This window comes from Longibacter salinarum (assembly GCF_002554795.1).
GTDB classification, from domain to species: Bacteria; Bacteroidota; Rhodothermia; order Rhodothermales; family Salinibacteraceae; genus Longibacter; species Longibacter salinarum.
In genome coordinates this window covers 77,760-95,836 of the sequence record NZ_PDEQ01000005.1, presented here as the reverse complement: position 1 = coordinate 95,836, position 18,077 = coordinate 77,760, and the positions used below count along the sequence as shown (strand labels likewise).

The window sequence follows — 18,077 nt, the reverse complement described above, 5'->3', positions numbered from 1 at the left end:
GTATTCTCAGTCGTCACGCTGACGATGCTCGACGGATCCATCCGGGTGGCCGACAAAGATATCCGTTGCCATGTCGAGGAAGAGTCCGTGGTCGAGCACGCCGGGGAGGTCGCGGAGCATCCGGTCGATGGCGTGTGGATTGTCGATGCCGCCTTCAAATCTGGCGTCGATGATCCAGAAGCCCTGATCGGTGACCACCGGGCCGTCTTTCTCTTTCCCCATCCGTAGAGTGGCTTCGGTGCATACGTCATCGAGTGTTCGGAGGACGGGGCCGGTGGCCATCGGCAGAACCTCGACGGGGACGACCCGCTTTTCGCCAAGTCGCTTGACATCCTTGCTCGGGTCAGTCAGAACGACGAATCGCTTGGCCTGTGCAGCCACGACCTTCTCACGAGTGTGAGCACCGCCACGGCCCTTGATCAAATTCAGTTCGGGCGACACTTCATCGGCCCCGTCAAGCGCCAGGTCGAGTGCTTCCACTTCTTCAAGGGTTGTCAGCGGAATACCACACTCGCGGGCCAGGCGCTCGGACGCGAAGGAGGTCGGGACGCCCATGACGTGCAGGCTGCTTTCACGGATCCGTCGGCCGATGGCACGCAGGGCGAAGGCGGTTGTGGAGCCCGTTCCGAGGCCTACGCGCATGCCGGTTCGAACGAGGTCGGCCGCCTGTTCGCCGGCGGCTTTTTTGGCTTCTTCCATGGAGAGAGGCAGGTCGAGGAAAGAGGAGACGATCATGCCCAACCTGTCGCGTAAGCCCGGCCAATCGCAAGCTCTACGCGCGATTTTCCTTCCGCAGCTGCGGAAGCCTCACTCGTAACGAAGGCTTTCGATCGGGTCGAGTCGGGACGCTTTAAAGGCCGGGTACATGCCGAACACGATTGCTATGAATGTGACGCCGGTTACGGCAATGCCCGCCCACACCCATGGAAATGCCATGCTGATGTCGAAGAAGAATGCGACACCGTTGCCCGCGAGCGCACCCAGCAGAATGCCGAGTAAGCCCCCGATCTGACACAGGACGATGGCTTCGAGCAGGAATTGCGACAGTACATGCCAGTTCTTTGCGCCTACGGCCTTCCGGATGCCGATCTCGCGAGTTCGCTCGGTCACCGAGACGAGCATGATGTTCATGATGCCGATGCCGGCCGCGAGTAGCGAGATGAGGCCGATAGCAGCACCAGCGATGCCGAGGCTGCCGGTGAAGCTGGCAAGCTGGTCCTGAATCGAGGCATTTGTTTCGAGCGAGAAGTTGTTCTCGTCCCCAGGGCGCACCTTTCGGATCGTTCGCATCTGCGCCATCACGGTCTCCTGTGCTGGACCCACGGTCTGCGGACTCGGTGCACGGACACTCACGGAGGCAATGTTGCGCCCGTTGTCGCCATACGTGCTCAGCATATACGAGATGGGAGCGTAGACTCGTGTGTTCGGGTCGAAGCCGAGGAAGGTCGCCTTCTCATCGAGCACGCCAATGACCTCCAGCCGTACGCGCCCGATACGAACCTGCTTACCGAGAGGGGACTGGTTCGGAAAGAGCGTCTCTGCCACCGGTGCGCCGAGAACAGCGACCGGACGCGCATATTGCACATCCTGAGCCGTGATCGGCCGTCCAGCGGCCATCTCGAAGCCGAAGTTGCTGAGAAAGTGTTCGTCCGTCCCGCGTAATTGCAGATTGGGTTCCGTTTCCCGCTCCGCGTATTTTGCTTTCACGACCCAGTCGAAGTCCTCGTCCACGCTCACCTGGAGTCCGCCCGGTAGCGCACGCTTCAAGCGAATGACTTGCTCCCACGTAATCGGTGGATGGTACTTCTCGCGGTCGCGACCGCCGATCTGGGACTCATAGCGCTCGACCGAGAACGTGGATGAGCCGTAGATCTGCAGGGACTCTTCGAAGTAGACCTCGATCACTTCCACGGCCGTGACGGCGGCGATCACGGCGAAAACCCCGATCACCATGCCGAGCAGTGTAAGAGCAGACCGGAGGATGTTGGCGCGTAACGCGGTGAGCGCCATGCGGATGGACTCAAATACGCTCATGGATGAACGGTCAGTCGGAAGAAGAGGAGCGCTATAGAACGGGCGTTATTCGTAGCGGAGCGCCTCGATCGGGTCAGCCGTTGCCGCCTGCCACGCCGGGGCGATACCGGCAACGATTCCCACGAAGACACAGATGCCGAAGGCGATCAGGATGGTGTCGAGCGGGAGGACGGCGGTCACGCCCATGACCGCTTCGATGAGGGGCGTCAACCCGATGCTGATGGCCACGCCGATCAGTCCGCCAATCATGCAGACGATGATGGCCTCGACCAGAAACTGGAGCATGATCGTTCGCCGCTTGGCACCGACGGCCTTTCGAACGCCGATCTCTTTCGTACGCTCGCGAACGGATACGAACATGATGTTCGACACGCCGATGCCACCCACGACGAGGGCAAGACTGGTGAGAAACAGTCCAACGCTGTTGATCGCTATCTTCGTCGCCGAGAAGGACTGGCGAATCCGCGCGGAGTCGTTGATCTCAAAATTGTTTTCTTCCGTTGGCTCAACGCCGCGCGCAATACGGACGATGCCGGTGATTTCGTCCTTTCCTTGCTCCATCGCGGGTCCCTGCGGGAGCTGTATCATCACATTGATGCTGCGCCACCGGCTCATGCCGAAGAGCTTCTCAAACGTACTGAATGGCATGATCACGCTTTCATCGGAGCTGACACTGCCGAAGAGACCTTTTCCCTGTTTTTCCTGCACGCCGATCACACTACAGGGCTTGTTGCCCAGCCGGATGCGTTTGCCTAGAGGGGTGGCGATTGGGAAGAGCTCCTCGGCGACAGTGGCCCCGATCACGCATACGTTTCGGGCCCCGCGCTCGTCAGCCTCGGTGAAGAAGCGCCCGGACTCAAGCTCCACATTTCGGATGCGACCGTACTCAGGCGTCGAGCCGGTCACTTCCGCGCCGATCGACCGCTCCTTGAACTGAACGGTCCGGTTCGTACTGGTCATCGGGGCGACGGCGCGTGCATAGCGCGACCGTTCGCGGATGCTCTCGGCGAGCCGCGATTCAATCGCCGGACGGTTGACGTAATTCCACCAGTCGAGGTTCGTGTTTTGTCCCCACGGCCACTTGCTCACGTAAACGACGTCCGTGCCGAGTTGGGACAGCGATTTCTCGAACTGCTGATCGAGCCCATCAATGACGGTCGCCATCAGCGTGACGGCGATGATGCCGATGATGATGCCGAGGGTCGTCAGTACGGAGCGGAGCTTGTTGGCCCAGATGGCCTGGCCCGCAATGCGGAGGCCTTCGTACAGTTCAAATAATACACGCACGGGAAATCGCTTGTCAGGCCGGGGGAGAGAACGAGGAGCGGTGCGCCGGAAGCACACACATCACGGATCGACGCAAAAGATGGTTACAGCCACGGCAAAAAAAGTAATGCCGCCGAGGCAAGAAGCATGTTACGATTCTTTATGGTTCGGTGCCGGGGGAGTAAGGCGACATTCGAAGCGGAGGCGGTAGTCTTCGTACTGTGGGCTGTATCCTGCTTTGATGACCTCAAACCCTTCCCTCAGACCGAGTACGGTCATGCCCGGATGCTTATTCGGAAAGGTATCGTACACGAATCGAATGTAGCCCCACTGCTCGACGACGGAGAGCATCTGTTGGAGCAGGGCACGAGCAATACCCTGACGCCGAGCATGATCGACGACGCCTCCTTTGGCGCTGTAGAATGTGTCGGTACGCAGCCGGTAACCGACCTTGAACCCAACGGGGTCGCCATTTCGCTCGGCCACGAGCATGAGCAGGTCGTCATGGTCGAACCGATTGATCACGTGCCGATCGCCAAAGACGGACTCATTCAAATCGCGAATCAGATCGACGCGATCCCTTCCGACACGATAGATCGTGAGGTCGGGCGAATCAGTTGCTTTCACGGAGTCGGTGGAGAGCATCAGTAGCGTAAATCAGGGCGCTGAGACGACCACAATAGAATGAGAGCGACGCGCGCTGCGTTTATTCAAGCGGTTCGTGAAACAGCGACGCGACAGAGACCCGCTTCGGTGCAATACTCCATGGAAGAAGGGGTGGTTCGATCGCGGAAGGTGGATGCGTACGATGTCAGCGATCGACGGACGTCGAAGCGAGACTGCGTTTCGTGAGGAGCGCCGCCTTCGGATCTCATGCCGCTAAAACGGTAAACCGTCGACATCGCGCGGGTCGTACTCCCGGCTCGTCTCGGTGTCAGCACGTGATGCGCTGTCGCTTCCGTCGCCCAGTTGCTTCGGGGCGGAAGCGCTCGTTTGTTCGCTATCGCCGGATCCGAGCGCGGCCGGTGTATCACCGCCGAGCAACGGTTGATCGTCCTCCTGCGCTTCGGTCTCTTCGACGAGCTGCACCGGCTCCAATGTATCTTCCGGAACGTCGACGATAAACCGGCTGGGGTCGGTCATGTATTCACCCTGATACCGCCGATACTGCGTCATGGGATAGGAAATGAAGAGGTTGTCCTCCGCCCGCGTCACGGCGACGTAGAACAGGCGAAGTTCTTCGTCGACGCCTCCCTTTTCCCGAAGTGCGTACCGCGAGGGAAGGTCGCCCTCCAGCGCGCGGATGATAAACACGGTGTGGAATTCGAGCCCCTTCGCCGAGTGAATCGTCGATAGGACCAGGGGCGGCTCATCCTCATGCTCGCCGTCGTTGTCCAGTGCAGTGAGCTCGATCGGGTCGAGCGCGAGGGATGACAGGAAGTCGCGCCGGCTGGAATAATTTTCCGACAGACCGATGAAGTGATCGAGGTCGGGTTCGCGCTTCGGGTAGTCCTCGTAGTACTCGTCCTCGAAAATCGGCCGGTAGTAATCGATGACCGATTCGACCTGCTCCACGAGCGGCATGTCGGGGTCCCGAATGGAGCGGAGCGTGCCGAGCAGTTTCTTGAGCTGCGAAATGTAGCGGTTGGAGAACGGCGCGTTGTCTGTATGGACGAACGGGTCGTCCGCCTCATTCGTCGCCCATTCGATGAGCGATTTTGCCGTCTTTGGCCCGATCCCGTGAATCAGTTGCAGGGCCCGATTCCAGGCCGCGGCATCCTGAGGGTTCTCCGCGACTTTCAGGTGCGCGAGAACGTCCTTGATATGCGCCGCCTCGCTCAGCTTCATCCCGCCGTACTTCACGAAGGGAATGTTGCGCTTGTTGAGTTCGGTCTCAAGCTCGTAACTGTTGTGGCTCGACCGGAAGAGGACGGCCTGCTCGTGGAGCGGGACGCCCGACTCGCGGAGACGAAGGATCATCTGCGCGACGAAGCGGCTCTCCATCTGCCCGTCCGCGGCGGGTACGACGGCCGGCAGCTCGGCGTCCGGCACGTCCCGGTGGCTGAAGAGCGTCTTCTCGTAGGAGCGATCCGCATTGTCGATAACGTGATTGGCTAGATCCAGAATCACCTGCGTGGATCGGTAATTCTGTTCCAGCTTCAGGACCTGTGTGTCGTCGAATTCTTCCGGGAAAGCGAAGATGTTTCGGAAGTCCGCGCCCCGGAAGCGGTAGATGCTCTGCGCGTCGTCGCCCACGACCATGACGTTTCCGTGGACGGAGGCAAACTGCTTGACGAGCTCCGCCTGCAGGGCGTTCGTGTCCTGGTACTCGTCGACCAGCACGTGCCGGCAGCGTCCGGCAACCTCTCGTCGCACGCCGTCGTCCGCGGCGAACAGCTCCAGCGTTCGGTAGAGCAGGTCGTCGAAGTCCATCATGCCGTGGCTCTTCTTGTACGCCTGGTAATCCTGGCGCATCTGCTCCAGTCCGTCGTACAGCGGAGAGAACTGTGGGTAACGCCGCGCGAGAACCTCGTCGAGCGGTTCCTGCCGGTTTATGACGGCGGAGAACATCGAGTAGAGCGTCCGCTTTTGGGGGAAGCGTTCCTCGCCCTGGTCGTAATTCCCGTCGGCTCGGAGCACCGAAATAACGTCGCCCGCATCCGCTGCGTCAAGGACGGTAAAGTTGCGCGGAAAGCCGATTGTAGGTGCATGACGTCGCAGGACACCGAGGCAAAAGGCGTGGAACGTTCCGCCTTGCACGCGCTGGCAGCGGCCATCCAGAAGGTCCGCCGCACGGGACGTCATTTCGCGAGCGGCGCGCCGCGTGAAGGTGAGCAGAACAACAGATTCCGGCTTCGTACCGGTTTCCACGAGGTACGCCATCCGGTAGATCAGCGTGCGCGTCTTCCCGGTGCCGGCCCCCGCGATGACGAGCGTCGGTCCAGAGCCCGTGGTGGCGGCGTCGAACTGCTGCTCGTTCAGGTCCCCCCGATAGTCGATCGTCAGATTCTCAACGGAACGTGAAGGGCCGTCATCCGATGAAAGTACGATGCGACGCGCCATGACATACAGCCAACTGGAGAGGAGGGAGGGACGCCGAATCGAACCTTGAATCCCCGTGCAGTGATCCGGGCGCACGTAGGGGCTTCGCCGTTGGCGTATGGCCAAATCGGTTCGCGGAATCGCCCTTCATGCGTAATCTCTTCGCCCGACCCTCACGATGAGGCTGTGGACATTGGCGCGCCGAAGTTCGTATGTTGAATACTCGATTCGCGGAGGCGGACATACCGTCCGATCGACGAGTGTACCTGTCCTCCGGAGAGCACAGATGTCTCTATTATTCGCGGCGCGCGGACGCCTTCACACGCCAGGTGTGGATCGCGGAGACGAACACACGATTTTCCAGTCACGACCGGCTTCCAACGCCGAGATTAGGCTCCTGGCATCATCTGTGCAAGACGAAGTTTACGGTGGCTGATCCATGCACGATCAGCCTCCTGCACGTTCACCCCTATGGTCTGATGGGTATGTCGCACCGATTGCGGCAACCCGTACTCAAGAGCGGTAACTCCTTATGGGAAAAGTCATTGCGATCGCCAACCAGAAAGGCGGCGTCGGCAAAACCACCACGGCCATCAATCTCGCGGCGTCTCTTGCAGCAACAGAGCACTCGACGCTGCTGATTGACATCGACCCCCAGGCGAACTGTACGTCCGGGATCGGTCTGGAGCCGAAAGATGTCGAGGCCTCGATTTACGAGGCGCTCATCGGGGAGGTGTCCGCGCAGGAAACTGTTCTGTCCACGGAGATTCCGTTCCTCGATGTCGTACCGAGCCACATCAACCTGGTCGGTGCAGAAATCGAGATGATCGACGTCATGGAGCGAGAGAAAATTCTCTCCAATGCGCTCAAGCGGGTGCGGCGGAAGTACGATTTTGTCGTTATTGACTGCCCGCCATCGCTCGGCCTGCTCACGCTGAACTCCTTGACGGCCGCCAACTCGGTTCTCATTCCGGTTCAGGCAGAGTACTTCGCACTTGAAGGTCTCGGTCAGCTGCTCAACACGATCAAGATCGTGCGCCAGCACCTCAACCCGGATCTCGAGATCGAGGGCGTGCTGCTGACGATGTTCGACACGCGCCTGCGCCTGTCCAATCAGGTGGCCCAGGAAGTGCGCCGGTACTTTGGCGACAAGGTGTTCGAGACGATCGTACAGCGCAACGTGAGGCTTTCGGAAGCGCCGAGCTTCGGCAAGCCCGTAATTCTGTACGACGCGACGAGCAAAGGCTCTCGCAACTACATGTCGCTTGCTCGCGAGATTCTGGCGGACAACCAGCGCTTCCTGCAGCATCACAGCAACGGAAGTGAATCTGACGATGACAGCGCGCCGCTGCCGGCGACCGGCAATCCGTCTACCACGGGCACTGCATCGAATCGTGCAGACAACCCGGAGGAAAGCGTGCCTGGAGCGCTCTCAGAGGCGCCGGAGGAGAAAACCCCGGCCAACGACTTTTCCCTCTAGTCTCCAGGGGACCGCACGATTCCCCGCTTAGCCGCCCTTCAACTCTACGCGCTCGGAGACGCACAGCTGCACATCCGGGCTTCTCATCATCAGTAGTCCCGACGGACGATCTGGCATGTCTAAGAAATCTGCACTTGGAAAAGGACTCAGCGCACTGCTTCCCTCGGAGGAGGAGCGGGACGAGGAGCGCGAGAAATCGTCGGGCGATGACGTTTCTCGCAGCCAGCTTTATCGTTTTGAAGACGGCAACCGCCTTGTCGGGCGTGTTGCGGAGGTGGAGGTCGAAAATATTCGTCCGAACCCGTATCAGCCCCGACAAGAGTTTAGTGAGGATGCCCTCGAAGAGCTTGCCGCTTCGATCGAGCAGCTCGGCATCATTCAGCCGATTACGGTTCGCGCACTAGGCGAGGGCCAGTTCGAGATCATCTCCGGGGAGCGCCGTCTTCGTGCGGCGCGTCGGGCGGGTCTGCCTCGTGTGCCGGCGTTCGTCCGAAAAGCCAATACCGAGCAGATGCTCGAGATGGCGCTCGTGGAGAACGTCCAGCGAGAGGAACTGAACCCGATCGAGGTGGCGCTGGGGTATCAGCGCCTGATGGAGGAATGCGGACTGACGCAGGAACAGGTTTCGGAGAAGGTCAGCAAGAGCCGCGCGACCGTAGCGAACTTCCTCCGGCTGCTGCGCCTCCCCCCGCGAATTCAGGCGGCGCTGCGCGATAAGGAGGTCGCGATGGGTCATGCCCGTGCGCTGATCACAATCGACGACCACGACGCTCAGATCGATCTGCTGAAGCAGACGATCGAAGAAGACCTGTCGGTACGAGATGTCGAACGACGCGTTCGGGCATACCAGCAGGCCCAGGAGGAAGCCGAAGCAGCTGAGCAGGAAGGCGAAGATCAGGCAGAGGAGGAGACCGGGCCGAGCCGGGATGATCTGCAACTTGAAGAGTATCGGAACCAGCTTCGCTCGCGCTTTTCCACGCAGGTCAATATCCGGCATAAATCCGACGGCGAGGGGAAGATCGAGATTTCTTACTATTCCGCCGAGGATCTTGAGCGACTGATCGACATGCTCGAAGGGTGATTTCTACTTTCTTCGTCTAATCGTATGTGCGATCTGGTCGCGCGTACGGCCTGGCGTTCGCATGAGCGCGGATGATTCTGAGCGCGGATGATTCATGTGCATCCATCGTTCGTCGGGGCCTGATGTGGCGACAGGACTGACTTTCACAGCATCCCGTATCGACTTGGCTGTTTCTTACACTCGGACCCGCGGAGCCTTTTTGCTGCTCCTCGCTATTCTCGGGTGCAGCCTGTTCGCGCCGCCCGTTTCGGCGCAGCCCGATAGCGTACGCACGAGAATTCTCGTGGAGCGTGGGCTTCCACCCGACCATACGCCGAGCAAGGCACTCTGGCGCGCATTTGCCCTGCCGGGGTGGGGGCAATTCTACAACAAGCAGCATTATAAAATTCCGATCGTGTATGCAGGCCTCGCAGGGCTGACATACTCAATTCTGTACAATCACGATCAGTACAAATTATATCAGCGCGCCCATCTCTTTAAGATTAGCGAGGACCGCGTGGCGTCGGGACAGCTGGATTCCAATCCCTATATCCAGTTTCGGTCGCAATACCGTCTGGTTCAGCAGCGCGTATCCGCCCTCAACGCGGAGATCCCTGCGCAACGGTTACGTTCGCAGAGGGACCGACATCGACGATGGCGTGATCTATCGGTGGTCGGAACCGGCCTCTTCTACGTTCTCAGCGTCGTGGATGCGTACGTCAGCGCGCACCTTCTGACCTTCGATGTTGGTGATGAACTATCGTTGAAGGTCATGCCGTCCCCACTCGGAAATTCTGCTGCGGTCCGCCTCCGGTTCTAATTCTTCCTTCAGCTGGCGGATACCGATGTACAGCAAGGGAGGAGAAGAAAATATGAAGGTCTGTCTTGGATGTGAAAGGCTACCAAAAACACGCATGAAAGCCGGCTTGGGTGTAATGATTGTGTTAGGTAGGGGAAACTAACACTCACTCCCGGGATTGGGCATACACTCCTGATTCAGAGTGCACTCGCACCGTCGCGTGGACGGCGGTTGTCGGTGAATGAATGCGGATCCGGCTCGCCCGGAAATAAAAATTTTTGAGGCCGTGTTACCTTCGTGCGGTTGGGTGCGGCTTGTAACATAGGATGAGTCTATCGGATGTACAAAGGGAGCCCGCTCCCGTCCGTAGTGCTCCTGCTTCCCACACGATGCCTTGCATATACGCATACCGTTTCTATGACCCAGTCTGACCCCCGACGGTCGCAGGAGACCGCGATGTCCCCTGGAGACGACACCGAGACCGCGACCAAGTCGGCCCCGTCGCTCTTTAACAAATGCCACAAGTTCTTCGATAAGTCTGGCGACTACGCGAAGACCAAAGATGCGGATCTATATCCGTACTTTCGCCCGATCGAGCGCAATGAGGGCACGTCTGCGATCATGAATGGTCGCGAGATTATCATGGCCGGGTCGAACAATTATCTCGGCCTTACAGCGGATCCGCGCGTCAAGGAGGCGGCGCGTGATGCAGTGGCGAAATATGGGACGGGTTGTACGGGCAGCCGATTCTTGAACGGCACGCTCGACCTCCACTTGCGTCTGGAGGAGCGCCTCGCGGACTTCATGGGCAAGGACGAGGCGGTGCTCTTCTCGACTGGATACATGACGAACGAGGGCGTCATTCAGGCTCTCGCCGGTCGGAACGACATCATTTTCTCCGATAAGGATAACCACGCCTGCATCGTTCAGGGCACGCGGGTCAGCATGGCGGACACGCAGCGCTACCGCCACAACGACCTCGATCAACTGGAGAAGCTTCTGAAGCGTGCCTCCGAGGATCGCCCGGACGCCGGCAAGCTGATTGCGACGGACGGTGTGTTCTCGATGAGCGGAAAAATCGCTCGCGTCCCGGAACTGGTTGAGCTCGCGAATCGCTACGATGCCGCGTTGATGCTTGATGATGCGCACGCCATCGGCGTCATCGGTCCGGGTGGCCGCGGTTCGGCCTCGACGTTCGGCCTGAAAGACGATGTCGACATTATCACCGGCACGTTCTCCAAGAGCTTCTCATCGCTGGGAGGATTCGCCGTGGGCGATCACGACGTCATTGAGTTCATCCGGCACGAAGCGTCGGCCCACATCTTCAGCGCCTCGATGCCGCCGGCCAACACGGCAACGGTCCTCAAATGCCTCGACATCCTCGAGGAGGAGCCGGAGCGTCTTGAGCGCCTGTGGGAGATCTCCGATTACATGCGCGACGGCTTCCGCAACCTGGGCTTCGACGTCTGGGATAGTGAGACGCCGATTATTCCGGTCGTCATTGGCGACATGAACACGTGCTTCCAGTTCTGGCGCGATCTCCTGGATAACGGCGTGTTCGTGAATGCTGTCGTTCCGCCGGCCGTGCCGCCGGGGCAGACGCTGATGCGTACGTCTTACATGGCGACGCACAGCAACGACGAGCTCGACAAGATTCTGGACGCCTTCCACAAGGTCGGGAAGCAGCACGGCGTCATCGGATCGAATGGCCACGCCAAGACGAACGGCCATCACCCGAAAGGACATCACCTGAATGGATCGGCGAACGGGCATCTGAACGGCTCGGCGAATGGTCACTCCGCCGCGGCCTAGGTCGACGCCGGCGAATCTGATTCTCATCCTGCTGCCGCCGCCTCTCGGGACGTTGCCTCGTCCTGCAGAGAGCGGCGGCTTTTTATCGCCCCGCCCTCGTCTGGCGGTCTCAGATCATCTAGACTCTTCTTCTCCATGGTGTCTACGGAAACGCCCGCGTCCCTGCAGGTCGACCCCGTGACCGGTCGCTCAGACCGAAAGGCGTTCATCGACTTCCCCTACACGTTTTATCCAGACGACTATCCTCACTGGGTGCCTCCGCTTCGGCGAGAGGTAAAGCATTCGCTGGACCCATCGAAAAATGCCTTTTTCGAACACGGTCGCGCCCAGCTGTTTCTCGCGCGTCGTAATGGCCGCGTCGTCGGTCGCATTGCCGCGATTATCAACGGCATGCACCTGCAGAAATATGACGACGATAACGGCTTCTTCGGCTTTTTCGAGTGCATCGACGAGTACTCGGTGGCAGAGGCGCTATTCGAAGCGGCGGCCGCGTGGTTGCAGGATCAAGGGATGACGGGGATGCGCGGACCGGCGAACCCGTCGCTCAATGATACCGCCGGGCTTCTGGTTGACGGCTTCGACCGCGAGCCGTCCATTTTAATGCCATACAATCCGCCCTATCATGAGGACTTCCTCCTCAAGTACGGCTTCGAGCGGGCCATGACCATGTGGGCTTACTACGTCCACAAGAAATACGTCGAGTTTGATCGACTGAAACGCGGAGCACAACTAGTCAAGCGTCGCACGCCAGGCCTGACGCTACGGACGCTCAACATGGACGAGTTCGAACGCGAGGCTCGTCGCGTGGTCGACATTTACAATGAAGCGTGGTCCGACAACTGGGGCCACGTGCCCATGACGGATGCCGAGTTCGACCAGCTCGCCGACCAACTCAAGCAGATCGTGGAGCCCGAGATGGTCTTTTTCGTGGAGCACGAGGGCGAGCCGGTGGCCTTCTCGATTACGCTGCCGAACATCAATCAGGCGCTGAAGCATATTCCCGATGGGAAGCTCTTCCCCCTCGGTCTGCCCAAGCTTTTACTCAACGCGCATTACGGTATCTACGAATGCCGAATGCCGCTGATGGGGGTCCGTCAAGAGTTTCAGGGGAAAGGACTGGACGCGCTCCTGGTCCTGGCCACGATCGAGAACGGCCCGCCGAACGGCTTCGACGCCTGCGAAATGAGCTGGGTGCTCGATTCCAACGACCGGCTCAAGAACCATGTCGAATCGCTCGGCGCCGTTGTCGATAAAGAATACGCCATGTTCGAGCGATCCATCGCGTGATTCGCGCAGTTCCCGTTCACCTAGATCGATTGATTTCCGTCCCGTGAGTACCTCGACCCTATCCAACGACATCGACTTCGTCTTCTTCGATGTCGACGACACGCTTCTCGATCACAGTCACGCCGAGCGTCATGCGCTGGCCGACGTCCGGTCCCGCTACCTCGCCGTGTTCGGGCACCTGTCGGTTGACGAACTGCAGCAGACGTACCACGAAATCAACCGGCCGCTCTGGGAAAAGTATTCGAGCGGGGAGATTGAGAAGGAGATCGTGAAACACGACCGTTTTCCACGGCTTCTGAATGCGATCGATGCGCCCCACGCAGATGCGGCGCGTATCGGTTCAGTGTACTTGCAGCGGTACGCGGAGCACTGGAAGTACGTCGATGGCGCCCGTGATACATACGCGGAGATCGCCGAGCGCTACCGCGTGGGTGTACTCACGAATGGATTTGCCGAAGTCCAGGCACAGAAGCTGAAGAAGTTTCCAGAGATCCGCGATCGGGCCGACGTTGTGCTCGTGAGCGAGGAGACCGGCCACATGAAGCCACACCCGCACGTGTTCGAGGTGGCGGCCGAGCGGGCCGAAGTGACACCGGAGCGCATCCTCTACGTCGGCGACTCCTGGCGCTCGGATGTGGAAGGAGGGAGCCGCGCTGGGTGGCACGTCGCCTGGTTCGCCCGAAGTGGCGTAAACGGGCAGGAGATGAACGGACGGACGTTTGCCTTCCAGGACTGGTCGGATCTGCTGTCGCGGCTCTAACACGCACGTCTGTCGCAACAATAAGAAAGCCCCCGCTGGCAGAGGCCGCGGTGGCTGGCAGAGTGCTCGTAAATTCCTCAACGCTGGCCTCCCGAACCAGAGATACCGAAGTATCGTCGTGGTGGGAGGCCCGTCTCCTAGGACATACCGTCGGGTATGCCGGAGCGGTACTCGTCGTCCGACTCGAAGAGCCGTCCGTTTACCGTCGCAGAGCAACGGTCCGAGCACCACGGGCCTACATGTGCCGCTCACCGAGGGAGTGCCGCGTCAGGCAACGCCTAACGCACGTTCTCGCTCATTGAGTGGCTCGTCCTGTGGAGGAAGCATCCTTCGCAGCGAACCATTCCGTGGAAAATGATCCGCCCGATGACCGAAACAGGGCATCGCTCTGACGCTCGCGAACGAGCAATCAGTCCGATTACACTGTCTCGCGCGTCGATCCTCTGTCCGTCTGAACCTCACGTCATCCCTGACGGGTATGAGTGGGGAAGAGGGAAGAAGACCGCTGCGATGCGCGCATGATCGAGGAGTGCACCATGTAGCGAACACGGTGCGTCGATCAGGAGCGATGCATCCCGGAGCGTTGTATCGGAGTCCTCGCACGGTCGACGAGCTTCCACTCATTCAACACGTCCGACAACGCCGAGCGACACATCGTCCGGTTCGTGCTCTGTCCTTCGCTCTCCGCCTCTCGGCGATATGCGATAGGTTTGGACACGCCCCGTTGGATGACGCACATAGCGCGTTCCGAAGAACACGGATGTACGGTCCGGTGCATCTGCCTCTCGCCCTTTCGGAATGCGGCCCAAAGGCACACACGCCGAGAGCGCTACACAGGCTGGCTTCATGCAGCCCAGAGACTCAGTCGCGTCAAGGAACAGTACCCGAAGGCACTGGCCATATTGTAAGCCTTCATGAAGTGCGTGTCAAGACGAGTTGTGAACAAATTATAAACAAGTTATTCACAACGGTAGGGGCGAGCAAGCAGGACGGACGACCCTTTTCGAGCGCGCGACATCGCGCAGACCGTGTTCAGAGCAAAAAGCTCGGCCTCCACAAGCCGAGCTCTCTGCTATATCCACGTGTGATGCGACTGAGTTCTCGCGAGGCGAGAGATAAGGTGCATGAAGCCACTGTACGATACCCTACACGAGGTTTCGGTGCAACCCCAATAACGGGATTCCTGCAAAGGAACGGCGAAGATCACATTACGAGACCGTAATTAGCACAATTTCAGCCGGGTACCCCGGTTCTACATAACGGACATTCATCGTACCATCATAGAGCCTGCTGGATGGCGCGAATGAATTCGTTGACCGCTGTCGGGACGAGAGCAATCGTGATTAGGACGCCACCGATCGCCCCACCGAGGTGAGCTTCGTGCGCAATGCCGCCGACCGCCCCCTGTTCGCGTTGTCCGATCGCGTAGACGGAAACGACGACATAGAGGATAGCGAAGAGAATGGCCGGCATCGGGATCGCGAAGAAGACGTACAGCTTCGCAAACGGAGCGAAAAGGCAGAAGGCAAACAGAACACCGGAAATAGCGCCCGATGCGCCGATCGACCCGTAGTTGGGATCGTTACGGTGCATGGCAAACGTGAGCGCGTTGGCACACAGGTCGGAGCCGAAGTAGAGAATCAGAAACGCACCCGCGCCAAGTACGCCTTCGAGCAACGGCCCGAAGAAATAGAGCGTGATCATGTTGAACGCGAGGTGCGCCATCCCGCCGTGCACGAAGCCGGCAGTGAAGAATCGGTAGTACTCACCGTGATCTTCGATGCGGCGAGGGCGGAACGAGAGATCCCGGATGAGCGAGGGATCAGAGACGAGGGCGTAGAGGCTGATCGCCACGTTGATGATCAGCAGGCCCAGCGTAATTGGGGAGTCGAGCATGCGCGGGGAAAAAGATGGAGGCAGAAATCGAACGGATGCACGCGCTACGCGGCGACCGTTGCAGTGTGCTCGATGAGCGAGCGAAAGACGAGGGCCCCGTCATCTCCTCCGCCCAGGAGGGATTCGACACACCTCTCGGGATGAGGCATCAGGCCGAGTACGTTGCCATCCCGGTTGACGATTCCGGCAATATTGTCGATCGATCCGTTCGGGTTGGCGTCTTTGGTGATGTCTCCGGTCTCGGTCGCGTACCGAAAAACGATCTGGTCGTTGTCCCGGAGTTCATCGAGCACGTCGCCGTCGGCAAAGTAGCGACCTTCTCCATGCGCGATTGGGAAGGACACGACCTGTCCTTTATCCATGAGGTGCGTGAACGGTGTCTGGTTGTTTTCCACGCGGAGCGTCGCGTGATTGCAGCGGAAGCGGAGGTTGTCGTTGCGCATGAGCGTGCCGGGAAGCAGGCCAGCCTCGCATAGGATCTGAAATCCGTTGCAGATGCCGAGGACGAGTCCGCCCTCGTTGGCGAAGCGTACGACGTCTTGCATCACCGGAGAGAATCGAGCGACGGCACCGGAGCGCAGGTAGTCTCCATAGGAAAAGCCGCCGGGAACGATGACGGCATCCACGTCTCCGACGGTCTCATCCTGGTGCCAGATGAATCGGGCCTCCTGGCCGAACACATGCTTGGCGGCATGATAGGCGTCGTGGTCACAGTTCGAGCCGGGAAAAACGATGACTCCAAAGGTCATAGGTCGTCGACGGTTGGTGAAGTCGCGGATGCAGCCGGTGGAAGACACGTTGTACTACACAAAACACGAGGGAGAGCCCCGAAAGTTTGGGCCCTCCCTCGAAAATCCATCACGTGCGTTGACACCTGGTGGTCAGGCGGTATACTGATTATGCATTTTGGGGCCGGACGAGGTCGAGCCACGAGCTGTTGTCGCCGTAATCTTCGATGACATCCGTTGTCTCCCGATCCTGAAAGGACGAAATCATGCCCTTCACTTCGGAGCGGAAGAGACTCAGGGCGTTTGAGATCAGGTCCGAGCGGAAGCCTCGGTCGCCCATCTCGATCGTCATTTCCATCGTAATGACTCGGCCGAGAATGCGGCCCAGATCTACAAGCTTCCGCTGAGGCAGCGACATGTCGACCTCAACGTCGAGCGCATCCTTGAAATAGTCGGACGCACGGTTCATGAGGTCGTGTTGTGACGCGAAGGCGTACAGGTTGCGCTCCTTCATCCGGCGCATCGACTTCAGCACGGACTCAGCAATCTGCTGATACAGCACATCGTTGGAACCCTCGAAGATCTGGAACGGACGGCTGTCGACCGTAGAGCGTCCGGCAATGTGGTCGAGCTTGTATCCTTTTCCGCCGGCAAGCTGTAGGAGCGACTGCGACGCACTCTGCATCATGTCGGTTACGACCGACTTGATCGAGTTTGCTGGTAGGGCGTGCGTCGCGAGGTTGTTTTCGATCCCCGCGTGCTCGCTGGTGTGCATACACATGGCGGAGCAGGCCGTGTAGGCGGCCTGGATCCCGGCGACGCGGCGTTTGACCTGGTCGTACTCGAGTAGGGCTTTGCCTCCGACAAACCGTTCACGGCAGTGGGAGATTGCTTCGTCAAGCATACGCTGAAGGAAGCCCATGCCCATTCCAGGAAATTCGATCCGGCTTCGGTGCAGCGTGTCGAGCATCATCTTGATTCCGGTGCTCTCCGGCTGGAGGCGATGGGCCTCCGGTACGCGGATGTCGACCTTATTGCGCCCGTACGGAATCATGTAGAGGCCGAGGTTTTCGTACAGTTCCTCGACTTCAATCAGCTGCTCGGGGCGGTTCATGTCCGCGACGAAGAAGTCGATATCCCGACCCAGGTTGCCGCTTTCGCTCTTACGGCGGGCGGTGACGAGCCAGAAGTCGGCCCATCCCGTAAGGCCTCCCCAGTGCTTTGTCCCCTGGATGCGATAGCTTCCGTCGTCCTGCTGCTGATACGATGTTTCCATGCGCAGGGCATCCGTGCCGTAATCCGGCTCGGTGATCATCAGCCCGCCCATGTTCTTATCTTCGATAAACCGCCGGAAGATCGGGGCCTTGATTTCCTCTCGCCCGTACTTCGTAAGTGGTTGCAGGAACAGCGCTCCGTTGATTCCGATCGTGAGCGAGAGCGCGAGGGATTCGTATGAGGCGGCCGCAAGAATTGACTGGCACTCGTGAACGTGGCCGCCGCGTCCTCCATGCTCTTCCGGAATGAAAACCGAAAGGGGCGTGAGTGACTGAATTTCACGCATGATGAAGGGCGGAATCCCGCGGCTTGTCCCCACCTGGTCGGCACTGGACCGACGGTGAAAAACATTGCGGAGTTTCTTCTTGAATGCGTCTCGGAACGACTTGAAGTCGACCGAAGCATCTACGTCCTCGTTCAGGTATGAGGCGATGCTCATGTTGTAATGGTGAGTCTGCAGGAAGAAGCGGCGTACGGTCCAGATGACCGTGGAAGCGGTCGCGATCTGAAGTCCGTGAGCACATCTAAACGGCTCGTCTCCCCCATAGCAATCATTCGGCGGATCGGCAAGCCCTACGTGTACAGCGGTAGAGGCGGGGAAGAGAATCGCTCGGCGCGAAGATATCAACGATCACAAT

The 18,077-nt window shown here is 59.3% G+C and carries 13 protein-coding genes and 1 pseudogene; 6 read left to right on the top strand and 8 right to left on the bottom strand.

The features are described from left to right. Positions 1 to 6: 6 nt before the first annotated feature. From rpiA to CRI94_RS10515, 5 genes are all read right to left on the bottom strand, one after another. Positions 7 to 735 carry a ribose-5-phosphate isomerase RpiA gene (gene rpiA / locus CRI94_RS10535; RefSeq protein ID WP_218919381.1) on the bottom strand — a complete coding sequence of 243 codons (729 nt, stop codon included), beginning with the start codon at positions 733 to 735 and terminating at the stop codon, positions 7 to 9. A 72-nt stretch (positions 736 to 807) separates the two neighbouring features. Further along, entirely contained in the window at positions 808 to 2,034 is a 1,227-nt protein-coding gene (locus CRI94_RS10530) for an ABC transporter permease (RefSeq protein WP_098075674.1), read from the bottom strand. 45 nt (positions 2,035 to 2,079) lie between these two features. Further along, positions 2,080 to 3,321, bottom strand: coding sequence for an ABC transporter permease (locus tag CRI94_RS10525; protein ID WP_098075673.1), 1,242 nt, complete (start codon positions 3,319 to 3,321; stop codon positions 2,080 to 2,082). Between the two features lie 129 nt (positions 3,322 to 3,450). Next, positions 3,451 to 3,945 (bottom strand): GNAT family N-acetyltransferase, encoded by a 495-nt coding sequence (locus CRI94_RS10520; protein WP_098075672.1) that lies wholly within the window; start codon positions 3,943 to 3,945, stop codon positions 3,451 to 3,453. A 234-nt stretch (positions 3,946 to 4,179) separates the two neighbouring features. Next, on the bottom strand, positions 4,180 to 6,363 hold the full coding sequence (locus CRI94_RS10515; RefSeq protein WP_098075671.1) for an ATP-dependent helicase: 2,184 nt from the start codon (positions 6,361 to 6,363) through the stop codon (positions 4,180 to 4,182). Positions 6,364 to 6,874: 511 nt separating this feature from the next. Between CRI94_RS10515 and CRI94_RS10510 the strand changes: the two are divergent. The 6 genes and pseudogenes from CRI94_RS10510 to CRI94_RS10485 form a co-directional block, all read left to right on the top strand. Further along, positions 6,875 to 7,648 (top strand): annotated as a pseudogene (locus CRI94_RS10510) (ParA family protein); the annotation flags it as partial. A gap of 289 nt (positions 7,649 to 7,937) precedes the next feature. Next, positions 7,938 to 8,903, top strand: a complete 966-nt coding sequence (locus CRI94_RS10505; protein ID WP_098075669.1) for a ParB/RepB/Spo0J family partition protein — start codon at positions 7,938 to 7,940, stop codon at positions 8,901 to 8,903. Between the two features lie 163 nt (positions 8,904 to 9,066). Beyond that, entirely contained in the window at positions 9,067 to 9,702 is a 636-nt protein-coding gene (locus CRI94_RS10500; protein ID WP_143815365.1) for a DUF5683 domain-containing protein, read from the top strand. Between the two features lie 396 nt (positions 9,703 to 10,098). Then, entirely contained in the window at positions 10,099 to 11,493 is a 1,395-nt protein-coding gene (locus CRI94_RS10495) for an aminotransferase class I/II-fold pyridoxal phosphate-dependent enzyme (protein WP_245846161.1), read from the top strand. A gap of 135 nt (positions 11,494 to 11,628) precedes the next feature. Next, positions 11,629 to 12,780, top strand: a complete 1,152-nt coding sequence (locus tag CRI94_RS10490) for a GNAT family N-acetyltransferase (protein WP_098075667.1) — start codon at positions 11,629 to 11,631, stop codon at positions 12,778 to 12,780. 43 nt (positions 12,781 to 12,823) lie between these two features. Further along, positions 12,824 to 13,540 (top strand): HAD family hydrolase, encoded by a 717-nt coding sequence (locus CRI94_RS10485; RefSeq protein ID WP_245846160.1) that lies wholly within the window; start codon positions 12,824 to 12,826, stop codon positions 13,538 to 13,540. A 1,278-nt stretch (positions 13,541 to 14,818) separates the two neighbouring features. Here CRI94_RS10485 and CRI94_RS10480 read toward each other — a convergent pair. The 3 genes from CRI94_RS10480 to CRI94_RS10470 all read right to left on the bottom strand — a co-directional run bounded on the left by CRI94_RS10480 (position 14,819) and on the right by CRI94_RS10470 (position 17,878). After that, the gene (locus CRI94_RS10480) at positions 14,819 to 15,436 is read right to left on the bottom strand and encodes a rhomboid family intramembrane serine protease (protein WP_098075665.1); all 618 of its coding nucleotides are present in this window, start codon (positions 15,434 to 15,436) and stop codon (positions 14,819 to 14,821) included. 44 nt (positions 15,437 to 15,480) lie between these two features. Then, positions 15,481 to 16,185 (bottom strand): phosphoribosylformylglycinamidine synthase subunit PurQ, encoded by a 705-nt coding sequence (purQ, locus tag CRI94_RS10475; RefSeq protein ID WP_098075664.1) that lies wholly within the window; start codon positions 16,183 to 16,185, stop codon positions 15,481 to 15,483. Positions 16,186 to 16,333: 148 nt separating this feature from the next. Then, entirely contained in the window at positions 16,334 to 17,878 is a 1,545-nt protein-coding gene (locus CRI94_RS10470) for an acyl-CoA dehydrogenase family protein (protein ID WP_098075663.1), read from the bottom strand. Positions 17,879 to 18,077: the final 199 nt, after the last annotated feature.